General features: G+C 46.5%; 23 protein-coding genes, 1 pseudogene and 1 other annotated feature. Of the genes and pseudogenes, 17 read left to right on the forward strand and 7 right to left on the reverse strand.

All coding sequences use genetic code 11. From position 1 onward, the window contains the following. The first annotated feature begins 12 nt into the window (after positions 1–12). From NSU00_RS04515 to NSU00_RS04540, 6 genes are all read left to right on the forward strand, one after another. Positions 13–1,044 carry an ABC transporter ATP-binding protein gene (locus NSU00_RS04515; protein WP_019721817.1) on the forward strand — a complete coding sequence of 344 codons (1,032 nt, stop codon included), beginning with the start codon at positions 13–15 and terminating at the stop codon, positions 1,042–1,044. Next, positions 1,031–1,957, forward strand: a complete 927-nt coding sequence (locus tag NSU00_RS04520; RefSeq protein WP_340703488.1) for an ABC transporter ATP-binding protein — start codon at positions 1,031–1,033, stop codon at positions 1,955–1,957. Before NSU00_RS04515 ends, NSU00_RS04520 begins: the two co-directional genes overlap by 14 nt. Positions 1,958–1,972: 15 nt before the next feature. Next, positions 1,973–2,941: an oligopeptide ABC transporter permease gene (gene opp4B / locus NSU00_RS04525; RefSeq protein WP_340703489.1), complete on the forward strand. Its 969-nt coding sequence runs from the start codon at positions 1,973–1,975 to the stop codon at positions 2,939–2,941. Between the two features lie 14 nt (positions 2,942–2,955). Then, on the forward strand, positions 2,956–3,864 hold the full coding sequence (locus NSU00_RS04530) for an ABC transporter permease (protein WP_029142880.1): 909 nt from the start codon (positions 2,956–2,958) through the stop codon (positions 3,862–3,864). Between the two features lie 18 nt (positions 3,865–3,882). Next, positions 3,883–5,670, forward strand: a complete 1,788-nt coding sequence (opp4A, locus tag NSU00_RS04535; protein WP_340703490.1) for an oligopeptide ABC transporter substrate-binding protein — start codon at positions 3,883–3,885, stop codon at positions 5,668–5,670. Between the two features lie 353 nt (positions 5,671–6,023). Then, on the forward strand, positions 6,024–6,776 hold the full coding sequence (locus NSU00_RS04540; protein ID WP_017553948.1) for a YjbA family protein: 753 nt from the start codon (positions 6,024–6,026) through the stop codon (positions 6,774–6,776). 35 nt (positions 6,777–6,811) lie between these two features. On the opposite strand, the gene trpS is transcribed toward NSU00_RS04540, so the two are convergent. Together trpS and NSU00_RS04550 are read right to left on the reverse strand one after the other, a co-directional pair. Further along, positions 6,812–7,804, reverse strand: a complete 993-nt coding sequence (gene trpS, locus NSU00_RS04545; RefSeq protein ID WP_017553949.1) for a tryptophan--tRNA ligase — start codon at positions 7,802–7,804, stop codon at positions 6,812–6,814. Positions 7,805–7,866: 62 nt separating this feature from the next. Beyond that, positions 7,867–8,107, reverse strand: a binding site (T-box leader). A gap of 102 nt (positions 8,108–8,209) precedes the next feature. After that, on the reverse strand, positions 8,210–8,464 hold the full coding sequence (locus tag NSU00_RS04550) for a DUF3899 domain-containing protein (RefSeq protein ID WP_234969625.1): 255 nt from the start codon (positions 8,462–8,464) through the stop codon (positions 8,210–8,212). 490 nt (positions 8,465–8,954) lie between these two features. On the opposite strand from NSU00_RS04550, the gene NSU00_RS04555 reads away from it, so the two are divergent. From NSU00_RS04555 to pepF, 10 genes and pseudogenes are all read left to right on the forward strand, one after another. Further along, positions 8,955–10,625, forward strand: a complete 1,671-nt coding sequence (locus NSU00_RS04555) for a peptide ABC transporter substrate-binding protein (protein WP_340702447.1) — start codon at positions 8,955–8,957, stop codon at positions 10,623–10,625. Positions 10,626–10,753: 128 nt separating this feature from the next. Continuing rightward, entirely contained in the window at positions 10,754–11,686 is a 933-nt protein-coding gene (gene opp3b / locus NSU00_RS04560; RefSeq protein WP_340702448.1) for an oligopeptide ABC transporter permease, read from the forward strand. Further along, positions 11,683–12,702: an oligopeptide ABC transporter permease gene (gene opp3C, locus NSU00_RS04565; RefSeq protein WP_029141812.1), complete on the forward strand. Its 1,020-nt coding sequence runs from the start codon at positions 11,683–11,685 to the stop codon at positions 12,700–12,702. Before opp3b ends, opp3C begins: the two co-directional genes overlap by 4 nt. Positions 12,703–12,720: 18 nt before the next feature. Then, on the forward strand, positions 12,721–13,782 hold the full coding sequence (locus NSU00_RS04570; RefSeq protein WP_118498036.1) for an ABC transporter ATP-binding protein: 1,062 nt from the start codon (positions 12,721–12,723) through the stop codon (positions 13,780–13,782). Between the two features lies 1 nt (position 13,783). Next, the gene (locus NSU00_RS04575; RefSeq protein ID WP_017553954.1) at positions 13,784–14,725 is read left to right on the forward strand and encodes an ABC transporter ATP-binding protein; all 942 of its coding nucleotides are present in this window, start codon (positions 13,784–13,786) and stop codon (positions 14,723–14,725) included. Between the two features lie 278 nt (positions 14,726–15,003). After that, a complete protein-coding gene (gene spxA / locus NSU00_RS04580; RefSeq protein WP_013858789.1) occupies positions 15,004–15,399 on the forward strand; it encodes a transcriptional regulator SpxA in 396 nt (131 codons plus the stop codon). A 365-nt stretch (positions 15,400–15,764) separates the two neighbouring features. Next, the gene (gene mecA, locus NSU00_RS04585; RefSeq protein ID WP_029141808.1) at positions 15,765–16,424 is read left to right on the forward strand and encodes an adaptor protein MecA; all 660 of its coding nucleotides are present in this window, start codon (positions 15,765–15,767) and stop codon (positions 16,422–16,424) included. A gap of 317 nt (positions 16,425–16,741) precedes the next feature. Beyond that, a pseudogene (locus tag NSU00_RS04590) lies at positions 16,742–16,810 on the forward strand (hypothetical protein); the annotation flags it as partial. Positions 16,811–16,847: 37 nt separating this feature from the next. Further along, positions 16,848–17,927 carry a competence protein CoiA gene (locus NSU00_RS04595; RefSeq protein ID WP_340703491.1) on the forward strand — a complete coding sequence of 360 codons (1,080 nt, stop codon included), beginning with the start codon at positions 16,848–16,850 and terminating at the stop codon, positions 17,925–17,927. A gap of 67 nt (positions 17,928–17,994) precedes the next feature. Next, positions 17,995–19,809 carry an oligoendopeptidase F gene (pepF, locus tag NSU00_RS04600; protein WP_340702449.1) on the forward strand — a complete coding sequence of 605 codons (1,815 nt, stop codon included), beginning with the start codon at positions 17,995–17,997 and terminating at the stop codon, positions 19,807–19,809. A gap of 392 nt (positions 19,810–20,201) precedes the next feature. Here the strand turns inward: pepF and NSU00_RS04605 are convergent, their stop codons facing one another. The 5 genes from NSU00_RS04605 to NSU00_RS04625 form a co-directional block, all read right to left on the reverse strand. Next, positions 20,202–20,393, reverse strand: coding sequence for a hypothetical protein (locus NSU00_RS04605; protein ID WP_019721831.1), 192 nt, complete (start codon positions 20,391–20,393; stop codon positions 20,202–20,204). Positions 20,394–20,683: 290 nt separating this feature from the next. Then, the gene (locus tag NSU00_RS04610; RefSeq protein WP_340702450.1) at positions 20,684–21,541 is read right to left on the reverse strand and encodes a ClpXP adapter SpxH family protein; all 858 of its coding nucleotides are present in this window, start codon (positions 21,539–21,541) and stop codon (positions 20,684–20,686) included. Further along, complete coding sequence (locus NSU00_RS04615; protein ID WP_013858794.1) at positions 21,538–21,939, reverse strand: globin domain-containing protein; 402 nt, start codon at positions 21,937–21,939, stop codon at positions 21,538–21,540. The genes NSU00_RS04610 and NSU00_RS04615 overlap by 4 nt, the downstream gene beginning before the upstream one ends. Positions 21,940–23,268: 1,329 nt before the next feature. Continuing rightward, positions 23,269–24,048, reverse strand: coding sequence for a lytic transglycosylase domain-containing protein (locus NSU00_RS04620; protein WP_340702451.1), 780 nt, complete (start codon positions 24,046–24,048; stop codon positions 23,269–23,271). Beyond that, complete coding sequence (locus tag NSU00_RS04625; protein WP_340702452.1) at positions 24,045–24,629, reverse strand: CYTH domain-containing protein; 585 nt, start codon at positions 24,627–24,629, stop codon at positions 24,045–24,047. The genes NSU00_RS04620 and NSU00_RS04625 overlap by 4 nt, the downstream gene beginning before the upstream one ends. A 136-nt stretch (positions 24,630–24,765) precedes the next feature. On the opposite strand from NSU00_RS04625, the gene NSU00_RS04630 reads away from it, so the two are divergent. Further along, positions 24,766–25,149, forward strand: a complete 384-nt coding sequence (locus NSU00_RS04630; protein ID WP_340702453.1) for a UPF0738 family protein — start codon at positions 24,766–24,768, stop codon at positions 25,147–25,149. Positions 25,150–25,165 lie beyond the last annotated feature (16 nt).

Here is a 25,165-nt window from a genome sequence, read left to right on the forward strand (position 1 = left end):
GAGGTTTGCATATTGGAAAAACCGCCGCTTTTGCAAATTGAGGATTTGACTGTTTCTTTCCAAATCCAGGATACATACTATCCGGCGGTCGATCACGTTTCCTTAACCGTCAAGGAAAATGAAGTGGTGGCGATTGTCGGGGAGTCCGGCTGCGGAAAAAGCGCGCTTGCCCTGGCGGTGATGGGGCTGCATCCGGAAGAAAAGACAAAAATTGAAGGCCGCATTCTCTTTAAAGGGCAGGATCTCGCGCCGCTCGAGACAGGGAAACTGAATGAAATCCGCGGCGCGGAAATGGGCATTATTTTCCAGGATCCATTGACCGCGCTTAATCCGCTGATGACGGTCGGGCGGCAAATAGAGGAAAGCATGGATTACCATACCAGGCTATCCGGTTCCGAAAAGAAAAAGCGGACGCTTGAATTGTTAAGCCGGGTCGGGATCCCTTATCCCGAAAGGACATATAAGCAATACCCGCATGAGCTTTCCGGCGGCATGAGGCAGCGGGTGGTGATTGCCATTGCCATTGCCTGCCAGCCGTCGCTTGTCATTGCGGATGAACCGACAACAGCGCTCGATGTCACGATCCAGGCACAAATTATGGATTTACTGAAAGATTTGCAGCGCCAGATGAAGACGGGCATTATTTTAATTACCCACGATCTTGGCGTCGTTGCTGAAATGGCCGACAGAGTGGCTGTCATGTATGCAGGCGAAATTGTCGAAATTGCGGATGTTACAACACTCTTCAAAAATCCGTTACATCCTTATACCCGTTCTTTGCTGAATTCAATCCCGTCCGCAACGGAATCGAAAGAAAGGCTGCATGTCATCCAGGGCATCGTTCCTTCACTGAAGAACCTGCCGCGCTCGGGATGCCGCTTTAAGTCAAGGATTGGCTGGATCAGCGACGCGGCGCATGAAGAAAATCCGGTTCTCCGCGAAGTGGAAAACGGACACTGGGTGCGCTGTACCTGTTATAAACATTTTTATTTCCCGGACGAAAAGAACACGGAGACAGGGGATATGTATCATGCCACTTCTTAAGGTTGAAAATCTGAAAGTCTATTATCCGGTACGGGGCGGGTTTTTCCGCCGGGTGGTCGACCATGTAAAAGCGGTCCATGATATCAGTTTCGAACTGCAGCCTGGAGAAACGTACGGGCTTGTCGGGGAATCGGGCTGCGGCAAAACGACAACGGGCAGGACGATCGTCGGGCTTAACAGGGCAACTGAGGGCAAAATTGTGTTTGAAGGCACCGATTTGGCGCGGCTCAGCCGCAAGGAATTTCAACATTACCGGAAAGATATCCAAATGGTCTTCCAGGATCCGTATTCTTCCCTGAATCCGAAAAAGCGCGTGGCGGATATTATTGCCGAACCGATTCGCAATTTTGAGAAACTGCCCCGCGAACAAGAGCGGGAAAAAGTCCGCGAAGTCATGGAAAAAGTCGGCCTGAGCCCGGACTCCATGTTTAAATACCCGCATGAATTTTCAGGCGGGCAGCGCCAGCGGATCGGAATTGCCCGGGCGCTGACATTGAACCCGAAACTGATTATTGCGGATGAGCCGGTCTCCGCCCTTGATGTTTCTGTCCAGGCCCAGGTGCTCAATTTTATGAAAGACATCCAAAAAGAATTCGGGCTCACCTACCTGTTTATCAGCCATGACCTTGGCATTATCCGTCATATGTGCGACCGGATCGGCATCATGTACCGGGGGCGTTTTGTGGAAGAAGGGACGAGCGATGAAATTTACGAGAATCCGCAACATATCTACACAAAACGGCTGCTGTCCGCGATTCCAAACGGAGATCCGGAAAAAAGAACAGCACAAAAACAGTATCGGGAAAAAATCAACAATGAATTCCGGCAGGCTTTCAGGGATTATTTTGACGAGGAAGGGAAGCCGTACCATCTCAAGCCGGTTTCGCCGACCCATTCCGTTGCACTGCCGTAAAGAGGGGGCACAGTTATGATTAAATTTATATTGCGCAGAATTCTCATCATGATCCCTCAATTAATTATTTTGAGTATTTTAATTTTCATGCTTGCAAAGGCCATGCCCGGCGATGCGCTGACCGGCCGGCTGGCGAGCAATCCGAAAATGGATGTCCAGACGCTCCATGAAATGAAAGACAAGTTGGGGCTGAATGATCCGGCTTATGTGCAGTACGCCCGCTGGGTGAAAAATCTCTTCAAAGGCGATCTCGGCATCTCTTACATCCACCAGCAGCCTGTAACAGAACTGCTTGCCGGACGGTTATGGAACACGATTTTGCTGTCGGCGGTGATTCTGATCCTGACGTATTTGATCGCCATTCCGCTTGGGATCGTGGCCGGGAGATGGACGGATTCATGGGCGGATAAGCTGATAACCGGTTATAACTATCTCAGTTATGCAACCCCGTTGTTTATCTTTGCATTGATTATGCTGTTTGTGTTCGGTTTTGTCCTGTCATGGTTTCCGACAAGCGGTAGCGTCAATATCCAGGCCCGTGACGGCACGTTTGAATATTACATGAGCAAGGCTTACCATCTGATTTTGCCGGCCTTATCCGGATCCCTGCTCGCAACGGTGGGCACGATCCAGTATTTGCGGAATGAAATCATCGATACAAAAATCAAAGATTTTGTAAAAACAGCGCGGGCAAAAGGCGTGCCTGAGTCCAAAGTGTATACGCGCCATATTTTGAGAAACTCGCTTTTACCGATCGCCACTTTTTTCGGTTATGAGATTACCGGATTAATCGGCGGGTCCGTCATTTTGGAATCGATATTCGGTTATCCGGGGATCGGGCAGCTGTTTTTGCAATCCATTATGCAGCGCGATTACAGCGTGGTCACGGCGCTCGTGATGATTTCCGGCGTGGCGACTTTGTTCGGCACATTATTATCAGATATTATTTTAAGCGCTGTGGATCCGCGTATCCGGATTGAGTAACGGGGGGTGAGAGGATGAAAGCAGTCATTTCAACACAACAGCCCGCAACTGCCGAAACAGAAAAAAGCCCGTCCGGATTTTCGATTATCTGGCGGGAACTGATCAAAGATAAAATGGCCGTTATCTCCATGATCGTGCTGGGGCTGATTCTAGTTACAGTTTACGGCATGTCATTGATTTTAAACGAAAATGAGATTGTAAAGGTTGACCTTTTATCCATTTACGCTCCGCCCTCAGCTGAACACTGGCTCGGCACCGATTACGGCGGCCGGGATATATTCGGACAACTGATTATCGGTGCAAAAAATTCGTTTACAATCGGGCTTGCGATCACATTGATTACCGGTGCGATCGGGCTTGCGGTCGGATTAATTGCCGGTTACTTCGGCGGGGTCATTGACAATATCATCATGAGAATCATTGACTTTATTCTTGTCCTGCCGTTTTTAATGCTGATCATTGTCCTCGTGACAATCGTGCCGAAATATAATGTGTTTTCTTTTATTCTCATTATGAGTGCATTCCTTTGGGTCGGAAAAGCGAGGTTGATTCGCTCCAAGACACTGGCGGAAAGGGAACTAGACTATGTCAGTGCTTCCAAGACGCTCGGCACGCCGGACTGGAAAATTATCCTTTTCCAGGTCCTGCCGAATTTGAGCTCGATTATTATCGTAAACTTGACGATTAATCTGGCAAGCAATATTGGCATTGAATCGAGCCTGACCTATCTCGGCTTCGGGTTGCCGGAAAGCACACCGAGCCTTGGGACGTTGGTCAGTTACGCCACAAACCCGGATGTGCTCCAGCATAAATGGTGGATTTGGTTACCTGCATCGCTCCTGATTCTGGTGATGATGCTGTGTATAAATTTTATCGGCCAGGCGTTAAAACGCGCAGCTGATGCAAGACAAAGACAAGGATAAAAAAGAGGGGGCTTAGCAATGAGGAAAAGAAAATGGTCAAGCGTATTCAGTTTGCTGGTGATGCTCGTATTGGTGCTGTCAGCCTGCAACAATTCATCGAGCAGCGGAAGCAAAGAAGACAAGGCAGTGAAGACGGAAGATTTAGCAAGCAAGTTTCCGACTACCGTCAAAAACAATAAAAAAGCCATTGACGGCGGGGTTCTGAATTACGGCATCGTTTCCGATACGCCGATAGAAGGAACATTCAACCTTGCTTTCTACGAAGGGCAGCCGGATTTTGAAGTCATTAAATTTTTAGATGATTCGCTGTTAAAAACAGACAGAAACTATGAAATTACGAATGGCGGCGCCGCCACGTACAAATTGTCCAATGATAACAAGACAATGACGATTAAAATCAAAGACAATGTCAACTGGTCTGATGGAAAGCCGGTAACCGCGGAAGATCTCGAATTTGCATACCTGGTCATCGGCAATAAAGACTATACCGGCGTGCGCTATGGCGATCCTCTGTTTCAAAACATCGTCGGCATGGATGAATACCATAAAGGAAAAGCCAAGAACATTTCCGGTGTTAAAGTGATCGATGATAAAACAATTTCCATTACCTGGAAGAGCGCCAACCCTTCCGAAAAAACGGGCGTCTGGACAACACCGCTTCCAAAACACTATTTAAAAGATGTGCCGATCGCAAAAATGGCGCAGTCGGATAAAATTCGGTTACATCCCTTAGGCTTCGGTCCGTTTAAAGTGAAAAAAGTGGTTCCGGGCGAGTCTGTTGAACTTGTCAGAAACGACCATTACTGGGCAGGAAAACCGAAACTGAAAGGTGTCGTCATCAAAGTGGTCAATCCGAAAGTGGTATTGGAAGCCTTGAAAAAAGGCGAGATTGACTATGCTGCCTTCCCGGTAGACCAATACGAATCCGCTAAAAGCGCGAAAAACTTCCAGCTGCTTGGCACGATCGATCTGGCTTACAGCTATATCGGATTTAAGCTTGGCCACTGGGATGCAAAGAAACAGGAAAACGTCATGGATAACCCGAAATTCCAAAATAAAAAACTGCGCCAGGCGATGGCGTATGCGCTCGATAACAAGTCTGTCGGCGAGAAAATCTACCACGGGTTGCGTTTTCCGGCGACCACTTTAATTCCGCCATCTTTCCCGGAATGGCATGACAAGTCCGCGAAAGGGTACAAATATGATCCGAAAAAAGCAAAGAAACTGCTTGATGAAGCCGGTTATAAAGATGTGGACAAAGACGGGTACCGCGAAGATCCGGACGGCAAAAAATTCGTCATTAACTTTCTTTCCATGAGTGGCGGGGATACAGCCGAGCCGCTGGCAAAATTCTATATGCAATGCTGGAAAGATGTCGGCTTAAATGTGAAGCTTGTAAACGGCCGCCTTGCTGAGTTCAACTCTTTCTATGACATGGTGAAAAAAGATGACCCGAAAGTGGATATCTATTCAGGTGCCTGGGGAACAGGTACAGATGTGGATCCGTATGGCTTGTACGGACGGAACGTCATGTTTAACTACACCCGCTTTGTCAGCAAGAAAAATGATGAATTGCTGGAAAAAGGGCATTCTCCGAAAGCTTTTGACACAGCATACCGCAAAAAGGTTTACAATGAATGGCAGAAGTATATGAATGAGGAAGCGGCAGTCATTCCGACCCTTTACCGCTATCAATTATATGCAGTGAACAACCGCGTGAAAAACTTGTCCGTATACCCGGATGAGACAGGTACGGATTGGAGCAAGGTAAGCCTCACATCCGAAAAAGCGGACACCCAGGAATAATCCATAAAGGCCCTGTCTTTGGCAGGGCCTTTTCCTTTCCGGCTTACCGGGATCGGGAGAGCAGAGCGTCTTTTTAAAGCAGAGCCTTTATCCTTTCCGACTCACCGGGGGAGGGAGAGCAGGGCGTCTTTTTAAAACAGGGCCTTTATCCTTTCCGACTCGCCGGGGGTGGGAAAACGAAGCGTCTTTTAAAGCAGGCCTTCTTCCTTTTCGACGCGGTGGGATTGGGGTTCTTCTTTTTACGAGCGAAGCGCAATCTTCATTTTCTACACAGCGGAATCCGGAAAAGAAGGAATAATTTAACTGCCCCCTGCCTATACTGAATGACAAACAGAGTATACGGGGGGTTATCCATGCTGTATCTTCACGATATATGGGTCAACTGGTTCGAGGGGGAGGAAAACAGTTATAATGTCTGTCCGTTCCATGAGTGGCGGAGGGACGATGTGATCGAACTGCTGGACCAGGTGCCGCTTTTATTTGTGGACACGCTTTTATACGAGTACATTGAAAATGATTTGGCTGAACTGCCGCAAACTTTGCTGAATGATGTTTTCCAGAAGGCGGTTTTGCGCAAAAACCATGAACGAATCCAGCTGGAATATTGTTTTGTCGTGACGGACGGAAAAGGGATTTTGGCGGTTGATACGATCGGCTATACGCTGCCGATCCGCAAAAGCAGGCTGATTCCGAGGCAGGAACAACTTGTCTATGAAATGATTGAAGGGCATGAACCAGTGTCCTATCCGTTTGAAAACCGCAGCCATCCGAAAGAACATCATATTTTATCCCCGTCGCCGGAATGCATGCAGGGGCTGACAAGAAGGGAACGGCAATTAAAGCAGTTGTTATTTATGGCGCTCGATCAGCTTTATTCCTCGAAAAATACGGCGGAAGTGCGGTACTGGTATACAGAATGGCGTCCGGAGCAGTATGAACACATCCAGTTTATGCCATTTGAAGATGCATGGGAGCGGCTTTATGCAGAAACAAAAACAGGCTGGTCCAAAAAGCATGAACAGTTGTGCGAAAACATGATCAAAGGGCAGCCCTTTTTTGAAAAGCTATGGGAACTGGAACACAATGAAAAAAGCGAACTGATGTAAAAACGAGTTGCGAAACGATCCGCAACTCGCTTTTTTTAGTGGCGGTTTTTTCTGCCCAGCCCCATCGCGTTTTCCATTTTCCTCAGCATTTTTCCGGCTACAATATTGGCCTTTTCCGCGCCTTTATCCAGGATCCGGTCCAGTTCCTCCGATTCAATCAGTTCATAATACCGTTTTTGGATCGGGGCAAGCCCTTCATTCACCACATCAACGAGATCCGCTTTAAACGCACCGTAGCCGGCGCCGTCATATTTCCGTTCCAGCTCTTCAATGGACAGGCCGCTGAAGTTGGAATAGATGTCGAGCAAATTGGAAATGCCCGGTTTCCGTTCTTTGTCGTATTTGACTACGCCTTCTGAATCCGTAACCGCGCTTTTAATCTTTTTGTCGACCAGTTTCGGGTCGTCAAGCAGCGAGATAAATGCCTTTTGATTCGGATCGGATTTGCTCATTTTTTTCGTCGGATCCTGCAGCGACATAATCCTTGCTCCGGAGTTGGAAAGCTTGATGTCCGGCAGCGTAAAAATTTCAAGATAACGTTTATTGAACCTTTCCGCCAAATCCCTCGTCAGTTCGAGATGCTGTTTCTGGTCCTCGCCGACCGGCACAAGATCCGTGCTGTACAGCAGAATATCGGCGGCCATGAGCGGCGGATATGTGAGAAGCCCGGCTGATACGCTTTCTTTTCCTGCAGATTTGTCTTTAAACTGCGTCATTCTTTCCAATTCGCCGACATAGGCAACGCATTGGAGCATCCATCCGGCCTGGGCGTGCGCCGGCACTTCCGACTGGATAAAGAGCGTTGCTTTGTCCGGATCAATGCCGACTGCCAAATAAAAAGCGGCAAGGCTCCTGATGTTTTTGCGGAGTTCAAGGCGGTCCTGCGGCACGGTAATGGCATGCTCGTCAACAATGCAAAAATAGCAATTAAAGCTGTTCTGCAATTCCACAAACTGCTTCATTGCCCCAAGATAGTTCCCGATGTGGATCGTTCCACTCGGCTGAATGCCTGAAAAAATCGTCCTCATTTTCTTTCTTCCTCCTCGAACACTGATATTTTTCCGGAAAATAAAAAAACCATTCATCCAAAATTAGGGACGAATGGGATAAATCCGCGGTGCCACCCTAAGTGCCCTGGTATGGGCCGCTTAGTTCCAATGCCAATTGGAGCCTGGTTAACGCAAGGCGTACGCCGGAAACTAATGAGGTAGTCGCCCGTTCATCTCCGGAGCTCGAAAGCCCATTCCATCTGCAGGCATGTTTGTTCCCACCAGCCACAAACTCTCTGAAATGCCATAAACAGATGTACTCTTCTTTCTCATCGCTTCTATATACCAGTTTCATTATAATGAAAAGAAGGAAAAATGTCAAAAACCGCTGTCCGCTAGAGTGCCCGTTTGTATGCAAGACTCAGCCTTTATATGTCCGGCATTTCAGGACGAACTTTGCAGAAAAAGGGCGATCGCCATCAGTACCATCATGAAGACCCCGGTAAGAAGAGGCACGGAAACACGCAGGGTAACCAGCTTCGACAGCGGGCGGACGTCCCCCTCGTTAAATTTGGAAGACATTCTTTGAAACCCGTAAATAAACGCATCAAAAAAACCGGTCCGCGCCATTAAAACCGACGCGGCAAAAAGAATCAAAAGCGCCCCGATCGTAAACGAAGTATTAATATAGCTAAGCAAATCGATTCGCTTATACACCAAAAAAGAAAAAAGTAAAACAAGTAACTGGGAGGCCAGCAACCAACAGACAAGCTTTTTGAACATACGCTCACCTACAAAATGATTTTCATTCATTATACAGGAACAAAAGAAAAGATGAAATAGCGGAAAATCTAAACCTAAATTAAAATTAAATTAAATTTATTAAAATTAATTTAAAAATTATAAATACAACGAAACGCGGAAGTTAAGCGGTTGGCAGCGCTTCCAAATTAAAAAATGTTGTTAAAAAACCTACCAAAGTTTTTTCGTTATTATAGTTTTATTTAAAATTTTTTCAACCTTTTGTAAGGGTTTACAATATTGAAATGTCAACACCTTTTTGGTTTATTAGCCTTTTTACGTAATTAAAAAAGATTAAAAAAATATGTACAAGCCCGTGAAATGTTAGTATAATTAAATTCGAAAAGTCGCTCGCTTTTCAGAAAAATAAAAAAAGGGTGGTTAGCTGATGAAGAAGTCAAAATTTTATGTGTTTATGATGCTGGCTTTTGCTCTGTCGCTCGTCCTCGGCGCATGCGGCGGCGGAAGCAAAAACAGCAGTTCAGGCTCAAGCGGCGGCTCATCCAAAACCAAGCAAGTGCTGAATATGGATGAATCGGCTGAACTTCCGACAGGGGATCCGACACTTGCAACGGATGTCGCAAGTTTTACCGTTTTCGGTAATACAATGGAAGGCCTTTATGTCGTTGGGAAAAACGATGAGCTGAAGCTCGGGATTGCGAAAGCAGAACCGACAGTCAGCAAAGACGGCAAAACGTATACGTTTAAGCTCCGCGAAGACGCGAAATGGTCCAACGGCGATCCGGTTACGGCAAAAGACTTTGTTTACTCCTGGCAAAGGGCCGTGAATCCGAAGACAGGCTCACAATATGCCTATATTTTCGGAGGTGTCATTAAAAACGCCTCAGATATCATTGCCGGCAAAAAAGATCCAAGCACTTTAGGGGTAAAAGCGATTGACGATCACACATTGCAAGTCCAGCTTGAAAAACCGGTCCCTTACTTAAAATCATTGCTGGCTTTCGGCACGTATCTGCCGCTCAACCAAAAATTTGTTGAGTCAAAAGGCAGCAAGTTCGGGACAAATAGCGACAATATGTTGTTCAACGGCCCGTTCGTGTTGAAAGACTGGAACGGCACAGGCCTGACATGGAAATACGTGAAAAACCCGAATTACTATGACAAGAAACATGTGAAACTGAAACAGATCAATGTCCAGGTTGTGAAATCGCCAAGTACCGGGGTCAACTTGTACAATACGGGCAAAATCGACCGGACTGTTTTGAGCGCCGAATATGCGAAACAATATAAAAAGAACAAAGAAGCTGTGACAGTTCCGGAATCAAATGTTTTCTACTTCAAATACAATGAAGTCAGAAACGGCCAGAAAACCGCTTTGGCAAACAAAAATATCCGGATGGCGCTTTCAATGGCTTATGATAAAAAAGCATTTGTTAATACAGTGCTATCTAACGGGTCTTTCCCTGCAAACGGCTTAGTACCAAAAGACTTTGCAAAAGATCCGAAAAATGGCAAAGATTTCCGTACGGAATCCGGTTCTTACCTCCAATATAATCCGACAGAAGCAAAGAAATATTGGGAAAAAGGGTTGAAAGAACTCGGCAAGAAGAACTTAACGCTTGAAATTCTCGGTGATGATACAGATAACGCAAAAACAACAGGCGAATTCTTCCAAAACCAATTGGAAAAGAATCTTCCTGGGTTAACGATCAAACTGAAAAACGTACCATTCAAAAACCGTTTGCAATTGGATACAAACCAAGATTATGACATCCAGGTTGCCGGTTGGAGTCCTGACTACAAAGACCCGATGACCTTCCTCGACTTGTTTGTCACAAACGGGGATAACAACAATTCCGGCTACTCGAATAAAGAATACGATAAGCTGATTGATGAAGCGAAGAACAAATACGGCAACGATCCGGAAAAACGTTGGCAAATCATGCTGCAAGCTGAAAAAGTGCTGATGGATGATGCGGCAATCGGGCCGATTTATCAACGTGCTACATTACGCCTTGTTAAACCGTATGTAAAAGGAATCGAATACCATATATTCGGGCCGGAATACACATTTAAAGATGCATATGTTCAAAAGTAAGAAAACTGCATGACTTCAATTAAAAAGGTAAAAGAGAGTATTTTCTTTCCGAAATACTCTCTTTTCACCGTTAAGCGGATTTTTATGTGAAAAATTTAAACATTCCTTTTCTTTGGGAGGTGTCACGTGTGACGAAGTATATTGTGCAAAGGATTATTTATTTGTGCATTACCTTATTTATTATTGCTTCTTTTACGTTTTTCCTGATGAAATTTTTGCCGGGGACCCCGTTCCGGAACCAGCAAAAATTATCACCGGAACAGGTTCATATCCTGAACCAGAAATATGGACTGAATGAATCTTTGCCTGTCCAGTATAAAAACTATATGGTGAATTTGCTGAAAGGGGATCTCGGCGTTTCTTTCCAGTTTGACAACCAGCCGGTTGCACAGCTGATTGCGGATAGGATGGAGCCGTCCTTGCAGTTGGGGATTCAGGCCATGATTGTCGGCACGTTAATTGGTATATTACTAGGTGTACTGGCGGCAATGTTTCAAAACACATGGATTGACTACGGAAGCACATTTCTTTCGGTCCTCGGTATATCCATTCCCTCGTTTGTATTTGCCGCAGTCCTGCAATATGTGATAGGTGTGAAACTGCAATGGCTGCCGGTTGCAGCTTGGGATGGGTTCGCTTCTTCCATATTGCCCACCATTGCGCTCGCTATTTTTCCGGTTGCCACAGCTGCACGGTTTATGAGAACGGAGCTGATTGAAGTGTTTGGTTCCGATTACATTACACTGGCGAGAGCAAAAGGGAATTCTTACGGGCAAATCGCCTTTAAGCACGCGATCCGGAACGCGCTGATTCCGCTTATTACGGTGCTTGGGCCGCTTGCCGTTAACTTGATGACCGGATCGATGGTTGTCGAACAAATTTTTGCTGTTCCCGGGATTGGCGAACAATTTGTTAAATCCATTCAAATGAATGATTACCCGATTATTATGGGGACAACCCTCTTTTTCTCATTCCTGTTAGTCCTGATTACATTAGTTGTCGACATTTTATACGGTATCATTGATCCGAGAATTCGATTGGCCGGGGGGAATAAATCATGAACAACAACATAGAGGCATTGCCGAAAGAATTATTTGAACCCGCAGCGCCGGATCGCGACCAAAGTGAATTGATTGCCAAACCGCAACTGTCCTTTATGCAGGATGCATGGATGCGCATCCGCAAAAACAAAGGCGCAGTTGTCAGTTTGTTTATTATCATTATTTTAATTCTGATGGCGATCATCGGGCCGCATCTTTCCAAATCGGGCCCGTATGAACAAAATTCATCAAGGGCAAATTTGCCGCCAAGAATCCCTGTGATTGAGAAGCTCGGCATTTTTGACGGGTCCCAGACGGTTGGCGGGCAAAAAGTGAACATGTACGAACAAAACCATATTAAAACGTATTACTGGTTCGGCACGGATGCTCTCGGCCGCGACTTGTTTGCAAGGGCATGGCAGGGGACGAGAATTTCCTTATATATCGCCTTCCTTGCGGCGTTGATCGATATGATCATCGGCGTTTCTTACGGCCTCATATCCGGATATAAAGGCGGGCAGGTCGATAACGTGATGCAGCGGATTATTGAAGTTTTGTCCGGCATCCCGAACTTGATTGTCGTTATCTTAATGCTGCTGATTTTCAAACCGGGGATCCTTTCAATCACGATTGCCATGGTGATCACCGGCTGGCTGAATATGGCGCGGGTCGTCCGCGGCCAGGTGTTAAAGCTGAAAAATATGGAGTACGTATTGGCAGCAAAGACACTTGGCGCTTCGAACATGCGGATTTTATTTAAACATCTGCTCCCGAATTTAACCGGGGTGATTATTATCAATACAATGTTCACCATTCCAAGTGCGATTTTCTTCGAAGCCTTTTTAAGTTTCATCGGGATCGGGCTCCAGTCCCCGGCTGCATCGCTTGGGACATTGATTGAAGACGGTTATAAGACATTTCAGTTCCTGCCGTATTTGATGGCAGTGCCGGGCACGATTATTTGTCTGTTGCTCGTTGCCTTCAACCTGCTGGCTGACGGTTTGCGTGATGCATTTGACCCGAAAATGCGCGATTAAGAAATGAGGTGAAGCCGAATGGAAAAGATTTTGCAAGTGAAAGACCTGAATATATCCTTTCACACTTTTGCCGGTGAAGTAAAAGCGATCCGCGGTGTGAGTTTTGATTTATATAAAGGGGAAACATTGGCAATCGTAGGGGAATCCGGTTCAGGGAAATCGGTGACGACGAAATCGATTATGCGGCTGTTGCCCCCGAACAATTCGGAAATCAAGTCGGGGCAAATCCTGTTCGGCGACGTCGACATTGCCAAAGTGTCAGAAAGAAAGATGCAGTCGATCCGCGGGAAAGAGATTTCGATGATTTTCCAGGATCCGATGACTTCTTTAAATCCGACCATGACAATCGGGAAGCAGATTATGGAGCCGCTTTTGAAACACCAGAAAATGCATAAAAATGAAGCGAAAAAACGCGCAATCGAACTGTTAAAACTGGTCGGCATCCCGAATGCGGAGATCCGTATCAAACAGTATCCCCACCAGTTTTCCGGCGGGATGCGGCAAAGGGTCGTCATTGCCATTGCCTTGGCGTGCAACCCGAAAATTTTAATTGCGGATGAACCGACAACGGCGCTTGATGTTACGATTCAGGCGCAAATTCTGGAACTGATGAAAAAACTGCAGTCCAAAATTGATACCTCCATTATTTTTATTACGCACGATTTGGGCGTGGTTGCCAATGTGGCAGACCGTGTTGCTGTCATGTACGGCGGGAAAATTGTCGAAATCGGAACAGTGGATGAAATTTTTTATAATCCAAAACATCCGTATACATGGGGGCTGATTAGTTCGATGCCGAGCCTCGATGTCAGGGATGAAGAACTGTACGCGATACCGGGCACCCCTCCGGATTTATTGAACCCTCCAAAAGGGGATGCCTTTGCGCCGCGCAATCCGTACGCACTTAAAATCGATTTGGAGCAGGAGCCGCCGATGTTTAAAGTGTCGGATACGCATTATGCCGCAACATGGCTTCTGCATCCGTACGCCCCAAAAGTGGAGCCGCCGGAAGCCGTGAAAAAGCGGATGTACAAGTTTAAAGGGAACGTGCGCCCGGTACCGGCTGAGGAGGGGAAGTAAAATGGCAGTGAAAGAAAAACTGATCGAAGTCAAACATTTAAAACAATATTTCAATGTTGGAAGGGCAAATGAAGTCCGTGCTGTCGATGATCTCACATTTGATATTTACAAAGGCGAAACCCTCGGGCTTGTCGGCGAATCCGGCTGCGGCAAATCGACAACCGGGCGGACGATTATCCGCCTTTACAATGCAACGGCAGGGGAAGTTTTGTATGGCGGCAAAAATGTCCATGACAAAATGTCCCATAAAGAGCTGAAACAGTTCCGCCGGAAAATGCAAATGATTTTCCAGGATCCGTATGCTTCGCTCAATCCGCGCTTGAAAGTGGCCGATGTCATTGCGGAAGGAATTGATATCCACGGGCTTGCAAAATCAAATGAAGAACGGATGCACCGGGTTTATGAACTGTTGGAAACGGTCGGCTTAAGCAAAGAACACGCCAACCGTTATCCGCACGAATTCTCGGGCGGGCAGCGGCAGCGGATCGGGATCGCCAGGGCACTTGCGGTCGATCCTGAATTTATTATTGCTGACGAACCGATTTCAGCGCTGGACGTCTCAATTCAGGCGCAAGTTGTGAACCTGTTGAAAAAACTGCAGAAAGAACATCATTTAACGTATCTGTTCATTGCCCACGATTTGTCGATGGTGAAATATATCAGCGACCGGATCGGCGTCATGTATTTCGGCAAGCTTGTGGAACTGGCCGATGCCGATGATTTGTATAACCATCCGCTTCATCCGTACACGCAGTCCTTGCTATCCGCCATCCCGCTTCCGGACCCTGACTATGAACGGACACGGCAACGGAAAATTTACGACCCGTCCGTCCATCAATATAAGGAAGGCGAAGAAGTAAAAATGCGCGAAGTGGCGCCGCACCATTTTGTCTACTGTTCGGAAAGGGAATTCGAGCAGTACAAAAAAGCTTATAATGGCTGACCATTCTCAAGTGGGAAGAAGAACGCATGTCAGTTGAAGTGCGTTCTTCTTTTCGCTTTTCTATAAATAAATGAAGAATAAGGGTTTAAATAGAGAGAATTGGGGAAAAAGAAGACTATTAAACCGGGGAAAAATACAACAAACTATTTTTCAAAAAAATATATTCAATAACGCGGATATAGTGTATAATACATAATAGAGATTGTTTGATTAAACTTATTTTAATGTGAGAATCAAATGGGAATCCAAATATAAAAATTTAGGAGTGTGAATGCTAGATGGTCACATTATACACTTCACCAAGTTGCACATCATGCAGAAAAGCACGGAACTGGCTTGAAGAAAACCATATTGAGTATAAAGAGCGCAACATTTTTTCTGAACCGCTTTCACTGGATGAAATTAAAGGGATATTGCGGATGACGGAAGACGGGACGGACGAAATTATTTCCACCCGTTCGAAAACATTCCAAAAATTAAACGTTGATCTGGATGCCCTGCCGCTGCAGGAATTATACACTTTGATCCAGCAAAACCCCGGTTTATTAAGACGGCCGATTATCGTGGACGAAAAACGGCTGCAGGTCGGCTATAACGAAGATGAAATCCGCCGCTTCCTGCCGCGGAAAGTGCGGACATTCCAGCTCAGGGAAGCACAAAGGCTTGTGAATTGACAACTTTTATCATTTCTTTTGCCGGATGCCTTTCATACGAATCCTAAACCGGCAAATCACCTCCCAGGTTCCGGCCCGGGAGGTTTTCTTCACCTTTTTGTCATAAAATTGTCAAATAATGAATATGTATTTAGAAAAATTTTGCCTTTAATTTCTGCAGCAAATCGGATACAATACAAAAAAAGATGCAAATGATCTTTTTTTGCCGGATGTTTAAGAAATGGGCCGGCGTGGAATTTTAAAAAGGAAAGTTTTTTTATTTCCATTTGCCAGTATTTTATCATAAAATAAAAGTACAAGGTTACCTATACCTGAATGGGGGAACATGTCCCTTCACTACACCTGCAAGAAGGGAGAGCTGATGTATGGAAATCGAAAGAATCAATGAGAACACGGTGAAGTTTTATATTTCGTACGTTGATATAGAGAAACGCGGGTTTAATCGTGAAGAAATCTGGTATGATCGGGAAAGAAGCGAAGAATTGTTCTGGGAAATGATGGATGAGATTCACACGGATGACGATGTATTTGACCCGGAAGGCCCGCTTTGGATACAGGTGCAGGCGCTCGAAAAAGGGCTAGAAGTGCTTGTCACAAAAGCGCAGTTGTCGAAAGACGGACAGCGTTTTGAGCTGCCGATTCCGGACGAAAAGCTGAAAGAACTGCCAATCGGCGACCAGCTTGAAGAATTCTTCAGTGAGAACTTCCAAACGCCGATGCAGCAGGTTTTCACGGACGGCGATCCGCTCGAACAGGTCTTGTATTTCAAGGACTTTGAAGATTTGCTGGCGCTGGCCAAAAACGTTCGGATGGAAGACGTCAGCACGAAGCTGTACGCCTTTGAAGGCAAATATTATCTGTATGTCCGCTTCCCGGAAGAGGAAACGGAAGAAGCCAATGACTTTAAGTTAAGCCAGCTGCTGGAGTATTCCGACCTTTCCTCTGTCACAAGCCACCGTCTCCTGGAATACGGAAAGCTGATCATTAACAGCAATGTATTTGCGAAATTAAACTCGTACTTTTAATCGATAAAAAATCGGTGCCGCAAACGCATCGATTTTTTTGTTTATCCGGAAAAATGCCGTCCGGGCAAACAGGATTTTTCGCCCCGAGCGGTGAATGTATTCAATACGGCTGTGCATTGCGTTTATACAGCGGTTGCCATAAGGGCCCGGAGATACAGGCCGGCCAATATGGGGCTTGCAGAGAGGCCGGCAACTGCATACGGCCGAATGCCGCCGGCCCAACAAAAGCGGGGATGGTGTTTAAAACGGGCCCCGATACGTTAAAAAAGGAGAGGATGCTGTTGCTTTCTGCGCTGAACGAGCGGGGGGAGCTGATCATGCTGACGGAACGCTTTACAAGATTGAATCTCCAGCAGTTAAAAACCTCCCATACGTTTTACTGCCAGGATTGCCGTGAACCCCTCATTTTAAAAATTGGCAGCCATGTCACCCCCCCATTTTTCCCATTACCGCCATTCCACTTGTGCCACATTTTCCGAACCGGAAAGCCCGATGCATTTGCAAGGCAAGAAAGACCTGTTTTTATGGTTGAGGGGGCAGGGCCTCGATGTTTCCCTCGAACAATATTTTCCTTCTATCCGGCAAAGGGCGGATCTTGTGGTGCGCAAATACCGGCAGCTTTTTGCCATTGAATACCAGTGTTCCCCGATCCCGTTCGGGCGGCTGATGGAGAGGACGGCAGGGTACAGGCGCCTCGGCATTTTGCCTGTTTGGATACTGGGCGGCATGCCTTTCCGGTCCCCAGGGAAAGAGGCGGAAAGAGTGTACCGTTGCAGTGATTTTCAATTGTCTTTTTTGCGCCATACCCGGCACCACTTTTATTTATTCAGCTACGCTCCCGGCAAAAGAAAGGTCTGCCTCTTATCCCACATGATGCCCGTATCTGCCAAAACATTCCGCGCATGTTACGCGGAAAAGCCGTTGTCTGCCTTTTCTTTTCCGTTTACAGATGATCAGTTTTCACTTGTTTCCGCCCCTGTCCCGCTCCCTGAATGGTTTGTGGAAAGGCGGCGCTGGATCGGCCTGAAGATCCAGTTTGGAAAAGCCTTTCAAGACCCATTTTTGCGGCACGTTTATGAAGCGGGAATGCACCCTGTGTCCCTGCCGCCGTTTATCGGCCTGCCGCTTTTGCACATGGCCGCCTGTAAACAGCACCCGGTCGAGTGGCAATTTTATGTATGGCTGGATGCCCTTTTCGCATTGCGGACAAATGCGGCGGTTTCACTGGATGAACTGCTGCGGCTGTTTACGGTGAGGATGGAAAAAAAGGAAATTGAATTCAGAAAATCACCGTATGTGCGCGAAAGGAACGCGGCAAAGGCGATGATTTATGAGTATGCGCAGCTGCTCGTACAATTGGGGCTCTGGTCAAAAGGAAAAGCAGGTTACCATATGAATAAAAATGTTTTTGCGCCAAAAAATACAGAAGAACTTGAACATATGGAGCGCCATCTGTCGTCAGCATTGCGGGCGGATGTTTCAAATGGGAAAGCAGAACAGTAGCGGGATTGGGGGAGTTACGCTAAAATGAAAAAAGAAGGAATTTTTTGAGAAGAATGGAGGAAAATTGATGGAAAACGGGAAAAAAGTACACGCGTTGCCAAGCCGGAACGAGGTCCCTGACGAATTAACCTGGAGGCTTGAGGATATTTTTCCGAGTGACGATGACTGGAATAAAGAATATGAAGCAGTAAAAGAAAAGCTGGCCGGTGCCGCTTCTTATCAGGGGAAACTTGGCGAAAGCGCGGAACAGCTTTATCATGCGCTCCAGTTCCAGGATGAAGTGACGGAAAGGTTCGGCAAGCTGTATACATACGCGCATATGCGTTATGACCAGGACACAACGAATGCCTTTTACCAGGGGATGGACAGCAAAGCGAAAAGCCTTGCCGCCCAGGTTGGGAGCGCGTTTGCGTTTGTGGTGCCGGAAATTCTGTCGATTGAGGAAGCGAAACTGAACCAATTCCTGGAAGCTTATGTGCCGCTTCAGCTGTACCGGCATGCATTGGAAGAAATTAATGAAATGCGCCCGCATATTTTATCTAAGGAAGAAGAAGCATTGCTCGCACAGGTTTCGGAAGTGCTGAATACTTCCAGCACCACTTTCGGCATGCTCAACAATGCAGACCTTGAGTTCCCGACAGTAATCGATGAAAACGGCAATGAAGTGCAGATCACGCACGGCCGCTTTACACGCCTGCTGGAAAGCAAAGACCGCCGCGTGCGCAAAGAGGCATTCCAAAAATTGTACGCGACCTACAAAAAATTCACCAACACGTTTGCGAGCACGCTCAGCGGCCAGGTGAAAAAGAACAATGTTGTAGCGCAAATCCGCCATTACCATTCGGCGCGTGAAGCTGCCCTTGCGGCAAACCACATTCCGGAAAAAGTGTACGACCAGCTCGTGGAGACGGTGAACCGAAATCTCGGTTTGCTGCAGCGGTATGTTGCTTTGCGCAAAAAAGTGCTGCAGCTTGATGAAGTGCATATGTACGATCTGTATACGCCGCTTGTCCAGGACGTCGATATGGAAGTGACATATGAAAAAGCGAAAGAGATCGTGCTTGACGGACTCCATCCGCTCGGCGGGGAATACCAGGGCATTTTACAGCAGGCGTTTGAAAACCGCTGGATTGACGTGGTGGAAAACAAAGGCAAGCGGAGCGGGGCCTATTCTTCGGGCGCTTACGGGACCAATCCGTACATTTTGCTGAACTGGCAGGACAATATTGACAATGTGTTCACCCTCGCGCATGAGCTCGGCCACAGCGTCCACAGCTATTACACGCGGAAGAACCAGCCGTATCCGTACGGGGATTATTCCATTTTTGTGGCGGAAGTGGCTTCCACGTGCAATGAGGCGCTGTTGAACGATTATTTGTTAAAAACGATCAAAGACGAGAAACAGCGGATTTACTTATTGAATCATTATCTGGAAGGTTTCCGCGGGACGGTCTTCCGCCAGACGATGTTTGCCGAATTTGAGCATCTGATCCATCAAAAAGCGCAACATGGCGAAGCGCTGACAGCGGAACTTTTGACAGATGAGTATTATAAGCTGAACCAAAAATACTTTGGCACGGATATCGCCATCGATCAGGAAATCGGATTTGAGTGGGCACGCATTCCGCATTTTTATTACAATTATTATGTATATCAGTATGCGACCGGCTTCAGCGCCGCGACCGCGTTAAGCAAACAAATCCTCGAAGAAGGGGAACCGGCTGTCAAACGTTACATCGGCTATTTAAGCGCCGGCAGCTCGGAATATCCGATTGAAGTATTGAAAAAAGCAGGCGTCGATATGGCATCGCCCCAGCCGGTCGAAGATGCGTTAAAAGTATTTGAAGAAAAATTAACGGAAATGGAAAACTTGCTCGGATAAAGAAACAGCGGCGGAATTTTTCTGCCGCTGTTTGACGTATGGGGCCTTTTTTCGAAAGAAGCCAGCGGAAATTTTGCACTGTTTCCGTCGCATTTTTTGAAAAAAAGTTGGCGGGTATGGAAAATCTATTTGCCGGCATTCTAAGAACGGGGCTGCCTTTCATATGATAGGCGGGCGGCGGTACAGTTTCTGCGCCGGATGGTGTGCTTTGAAAAAATGAGGATATGGAAAATTTGCTTGCTGGATAAAAGAATGGCGGCGCCATTACGATTATGGGTCGATTAAATGGCGGCAGCACTGTTTCCGCCGCCGCATGGCTGTAGGGGACCGGAAATAAATGAAAATGGGACACTTTTTATAGATGTAGGCCCGCAGCGCTGTTTTTTAAGCCACTACAAGTGGCGCCTGTTGTTAAATCCTTTAAAACGGTTACGGCGGTTAACATACAAAAGCAGCGCGAAGATGGCCGCGAACAAAAGCGGGGACGTGAGAAAAAGGGGGAGAAGCTTCATCAGCCCGAGCAGATTCAGGCAGAACAAAGCGAAGAAACCGGCGGCAAGGGCCGTAAGTTTGCATTTTTTCATATCCAGTCTCCTTTCATCAAGTTTATACAGGTTCAGTGCTATTTTATGAACAGGCTGCCGCGGTATGCAAAATTTAAATTTGACAGATATGTGAACACTTTAACAAGTACTTGCATTCCGTATAGGGGGGTGCTATTATATAGATGTGAAGTTGATCACAAGCAAACATACCCCTTTGTTTGACCGTGAAAAATTTCTCCCATCCCCTTTGTTCGTGTTGAAAGAGGCCTTGCAAACGCAAGGCCTCTTTCCTATTTTTACATATAAAAATCCCCTGCCAGAGACAAGGGTCAGTTGATATATTTCCAGAATGAGCCGTGCTTTCCTTCGATTTTCCGAACCTTTTGCTGAAGAACGAGCTTTTTCAATTCTTTTTCGGCTTCATGGACCGGCATATCGTACACCACCGCAATTTCCTTTGATGCCACAAACCCGAAATACTTCAGAAATTCCTCCAATGGGGGAAGCGGCAATGGGGAAGGCTCTTTGCCCAGCATCTCCTGAAGAACTTGTACATAAATGTCATAAGAATAAAGTCCAGAAATTTTTAATCCTTCATCTTCAATATGTTCATTAAAGAAAACAAGCGACGGGCTTTCAGTTACTTCCATTTCCGAAGTAATTTTCAAATCGCACTGAAAAGCCTTCGCTGCGCTTTCGGAATGGATGTCTTGCAAAAATTCGTCCACATCGAGGGAAGCGCCTTTTGCACAATCCACTAAAATTTGGATATCCGATATGTTTCGTTTTTCAAGAAAGACGAGTTCCTGCACTTTCCGCAAAAAGCGCAACCCCTGTTTTTTTCCTTGCAGTTCGGCCGCTTTTATTGCAATCGACACGATATAAGGCGACGTAATCGGGTTTTCGATCCATAAACTGCCGTCGCAGGACATGCCGGTGCGGCTCGCCGTTTTTTCCCAGTAATCCGCAACGGCTTCCCGTTTTTTCGGAATGTCGTTCAGATTGGATAATTTTCCGATCAGTACATGGCGGAGGCGGAAATAGACGCCGTACTCGAGGCGCAGCTTTTTTAAAACCGGTTCCAGCGCCCAGCATTCCGGGCAAAGCGGATCGATAAAAACATAGATTTCCAGCGGCTTTTTTGAAAAACAGCTGGAATGTTTCATCAAATCAATCATATTTTTCAATTTGCGTCACCTGGCACATCATCCGGAGTATTGACCATATGCTGTGCGGTCAGGACAAGTCTTTGAAAAAAGAAGTCGCGGAATTCGCCGTCAATCCCTGTTTCGTCCATTGCGGCGCTCATGCAGGACAGCCATGCCTTTGCACGTTTAGGCGTGATTTCATGAGGAAGGTGCCGTGCCCGCAGCATCGGATGCCCGTGCTCTTCCGTGTACAACGGGGGGCCGCCCAAAAACTGCGTTAAAAACTGCTTCTGCTTCCTGGCAACTTCCGTTAAATCATCAGGAAAAATCGGGATTAAATCCGGATGTTTAGCGACCCGCTTGTAAAATGCATCAACAAGCCGGCCAAGTTTTTCTCCCCCAATGATCTCATATGGCACAGTTTTCTTTTCCACCATAGAATAACTGCTCCTTTATCTCGTTTTTATCTTGCGTATATTTGAAATCGACGGAAAGGTTTGCTCATTAAAATTTTTGTCGACATATCTGCCATTTGTTTTTTATTTTATCAAGGGGGCCGCAATAACTCAAACAATCCGCTTTATTTGGCAAACTTTCATAACTTCCTAAGACTTGCTGAAACAGGCGTTAGTTATAATATTCATTTGGAAAACCTGCGCGACCGGTTTGATGGGAGACAATTCATAGGGCTGTAAACGTGGTAAATGTCCTTCATTGGGGTGATGAAGGACAAAACGTATGCGTGTATGACGGCAAACTGTTTTTTTGAAGATGACAAAAGACCAAAACAGGTTGCGCCCGATACGAAATACCTTTTTGAAGGGTTCAAAAGGACAAATTGACCTTCGCTTGGGCCCGAAATGTCTTTTTGAAGCCGTCAAAAGGACAAAAGGAGTGGCGTTGGGACCCGAACTGTCTTTTTAAAGCTGTCAAAAGAACAAAAGGAGTGACGATTGGGTCCAAAATGTCCTTTTGAAACCGTCAAAAGGACAAAACAGGCTGCACCCGGGCCCCAACTGTCTTTTTAAAGCCGCTAAAAGGATAAAAGGAGTAGCGATTGGGCCCGAACTGTCTTTTTAAACTTGTCAAAAGAACAAAACAGGCTGCATCCGGGCTCAAACTGTCTTTTTGAAGCCGCCAAAAGGACAAAAGGAGTGGCGTTGGGACCCGAACTGTCTTTTTAAAGCTGTCAAAAGAACAAAAGGAGTAACGATTGGGTCCAAAATGTCCTTTTGAAACCGTCAAAAGGACAAATTGACTTCCACCCAGGCCCGAAATGTCTTTTTGAACTTGTCAAAAGGACAGAACACGCTGCATACAGGCCCGAAATGTTCTTTTGAATCTGTAAAAGGGAAAAAAACACGAGCCCGAGACCGGGGAAATGTCCTTCATCGGGGTGATGAAGGACAAAACATAAATCGTCAGACAGCCAAATGTCCTTCACTGGGTTGATGAAGGACAAAACGCATGCCCGAAACCGTTGAAACGTCCTTCATCGGGCCAATGAAGGACAAAACGCGAGCCCGAGACCATGAAAATGTCTTTCATAGGGCAGATGAAAGATAAAACACGGGCCGCCAACCATTAAATGTCCTTCATCGGGATGATGAAAGACAAAACATATGCCCCAAAATATTAAAATGTCCTTCATACGGCAAATGAAAGACAAAGACAAAAAAGTGGAGCCTTGACCGGGCAATGCCCCTCATCAGCTTCAGAAATTTCCCCGTAAAAAAAATGCCGCACAGGGCGGCGGGTTTCAATCGTTATGCCAAATGATTCATAATCGATGAGACGTATTGCTGTGTTTCTTTGAATGGCGGAATACCGCCGCACCGGTCGACATTGCCGGGGCCTGCATTATAGGCGGCCAATGCAAGCCGGACATTGTGATCGTATTTTCCCAGCAAAGATTTTAAATACTTTGTGCCGGCGTCCACGTTTTGTTCCGGGTCAAGTACATTGCTTACACCGAGCGAGGCCGCTGTTTCCGGCATCAGCTGCATCAAGCCTGCTGCGCCAGCCGGACTGACTGCATCCGGACGATAACCGGATTCCTGTTTGATGACAGCTTGAATGAGCTTTTCCGGGACACCGTATTTTGCGGATGCATGCTGGATCGCCTGGCTGATTTTCGCCGGGATTCCGCCACTGACGGAAGCGGCTGTTGTCTGCGTGCTTTCTGAAGCTGAGCTTTGGGCAGAAGCCGAAAGGGCCGCGGTCCCTGTCTGCGCCGCAGCTGGCGTTTCCTTACCCGACAGCGTGCCGAATCCCGTTGAGGCAGGCAACGTGTCAAGCGCCGGATTTTCCCCCGTTAAAGAAGAAAATGGATTGAACGCCAGGTTGAAAGCTGCTGCCAGGGCCGATAACGATCCGGACGCGTCTTTACCGCTTCCGCCAGAAGCCGTGGCATTTTCCATAAAGCTTGACAGCATCTCCTGAAAAAGAGAGGTGCTGTTGCCCGTTTGAGCAGCATTGCTGCCGGGAGAAAGCGACTGCAGCGCCTCCAGTTCCATTAAAAACGCGATTTGGCTGATTGTACTCATCTCTCATTGCTCCTTTTTGCCTCATAAAAGCGGAGAACCTTGTTTTTTGCCGGATGGTGCGGGATGCCGTATGTTTCCAGCAATTTTAAAAATTGTTTTGTGCCTGTTTCCAGTTCACTTACTTCATATTCTATCTCAAAATCTTCCTTGTTTAAATAAAAATTATGGTCAAACACGAGCAGCCCGCCTTCATATGCAATTTCAGCCCGCTTCGTTACAAGCTTTCCAAAATACACCAATTTACTTGGTGCCACCTGCAGTTCCACTAATTTTTCCATGACTTCGCCTTCCGGAAACCAGCCCTCGTTTTTGAGCTTTTGAAAAACTTTTTCGCCGATCATCTGGCTTGTTTCCAGCAGCCCGGTTTTTTCCGGCGTTTTCAGGGTGAGCTGGAAGCGTCCTGTCTTTTTCCGGACACGCAGGGCCGATTTTCTACGCTTTAAAGCAAAATCAGGCGTATCAAAATAAAAGTTTTTCTGCTGTTTAAAATCATGTTCCGCGATGCCAAAAGCCCGGGCAAGGCGGCAGAAATCACGGCGGGTGACCATATTTTTACATTCAATTTCAATTTCTTTGCTCATGATAAGCCCTCACTTCCATCATCATTATACTAAAGCGAATCCTTTCCTTAAAGTGTCTATTCTCTGTGGAGATATGGTAAAATAAAATGGGATTGAAACTTGTTCTCCGATGGGAAGGAGAGGGAGGGAAAACGGATTGCGAAAGATTATTGAACTGGGGCAGCCTGAATGGAAAGACGGGATTCTCGAACTGTATGCTGAGCGCCCGGATGTTTCCATGCGGAGCCTGAAGCCGGCAGGGCAAATGATCGTCGATTCGGATGCCTGTTCGTTTATCTATCTGGCTGAAGACGACGGCTGTGAGGATTATACATATTTATATTTGCCTGTTCCGGTTTGGAAAGAGATTCGGACGGCGGCATTTGAACATAAAAAAGTGGTTGCTGTTTCAAAAGATGGAAAATTGGAGCTTACAGGGCTTGATGAGGAACTTCATTTTTTGCTCGATAATATCCGGGGCAACAGCAATTACGGAAAAAAGATGCTGGATAAGGTAGAGGCCGTTTTTGCATTGGAATGAGATCCGAAGAGGTGAT

This window comes from Weizmannia sp. FSL W8-0401 (assembly GCF_038009125.1).
Taxonomy (GTDB): domain Bacteria; phylum Bacillota; class Bacilli; order Bacillales; family Bacillaceae_C; genus Weizmannia; species Weizmannia coagulans.

Excerpts from the sequence above, each read along its gene's own strand:
- NSU00_RS04520 (WP_340703488.1), top strand. The coding sequence starts at position 1,031 with ATGCCACTTCTTAAGGTTGAAAATCTGAAAGTCTATTATCCGGTACGG.
- opp4B (WP_340703489.1), top strand. The coding sequence starts at position 1,973 with ATGATTAAATTTATATTGCGCAGAATTCTCATCATGATCCCTCAATTA.
- NSU00_RS04530 (WP_029142880.1), top strand. The coding sequence starts at position 2,956 with ATGAAAGCAGTCATTTCAACACAACAGCCCGCAACTGCCGAAACAGAA.
- opp4A (WP_340703490.1), top strand. The coding sequence starts at position 3,883 with ATGAGGAAAAGAAAATGGTCAAGCGTATTCAGTTTGCTGGTGATGCTC.
- NSU00_RS04540 (WP_017553948.1), top strand. The coding sequence starts at position 6,024 with ATGCTGTATCTTCACGATATATGGGTCAACTGGTTCGAGGGGGAGGAA.
- trpS (WP_017553949.1), bottom strand. The coding sequence starts at position 7,804 with ATGAGGACGATTTTTTCAGGCATTCAGCCGAGTGGAACGATCCACATC.
- NSU00_RS04555 (WP_340702447.1), top strand. The coding sequence starts at position 8,955 with ATGAAGAAGTCAAAATTTTATGTGTTTATGATGCTGGCTTTTGCTCTG.
- opp3C (WP_029141812.1), top strand. The coding sequence starts at position 11,683 with ATGAACAACAACATAGAGGCATTGCCGAAAGAATTATTTGAACCCGCA.
- NSU00_RS04570 (WP_118498036.1), top strand. The coding sequence starts at position 12,721 with ATGGAAAAGATTTTGCAAGTGAAAGACCTGAATATATCCTTTCACACT.
- NSU00_RS04575 (WP_017553954.1), top strand. The coding sequence starts at position 13,784 with ATGGCAGTGAAAGAAAAACTGATCGAAGTCAAACATTTAAAACAATAT.
- spxA (WP_013858789.1), top strand. The coding sequence starts at position 15,004 with ATGGTCACATTATACACTTCACCAAGTTGCACATCATGCAGAAAAGCA.
- mecA (WP_029141808.1), top strand. The coding sequence starts at position 15,765 with ATGGAAATCGAAAGAATCAATGAGAACACGGTGAAGTTTTATATTTCG.
- NSU00_RS04595 (WP_340703491.1), top strand. The coding sequence starts at position 16,848 with ATGTCACCCCCCCATTTTTCCCATTACCGCCATTCCACTTGTGCCACA.
- pepF (WP_340702449.1), top strand. The coding sequence starts at position 17,995 with ATGGAAAACGGGAAAAAAGTACACGCGTTGCCAAGCCGGAACGAGGTC.
- NSU00_RS04605 (WP_019721831.1), bottom strand. The coding sequence starts at position 20,393 with ATGAAAAAATGCAAACTTACGGCCCTTGCCGCCGGTTTCTTCGCTTTG.
- NSU00_RS04615 (WP_013858794.1), bottom strand. The coding sequence starts at position 21,939 with ATGGTGGAAAAGAAAACTGTGCCATATGAGATCATTGGGGGAGAAAAA.
- NSU00_RS04620 (WP_340702451.1), bottom strand. The coding sequence starts at position 24,048 with ATGAGTACAATCAGCCAAATCGCGTTTTTAATGGAACTGGAGGCGCTG.
- NSU00_RS04625 (WP_340702452.1), bottom strand. The coding sequence starts at position 24,629 with ATGAGCAAAGAAATTGAAATTGAATGTAAAAATATGGTCACCCGCCGT.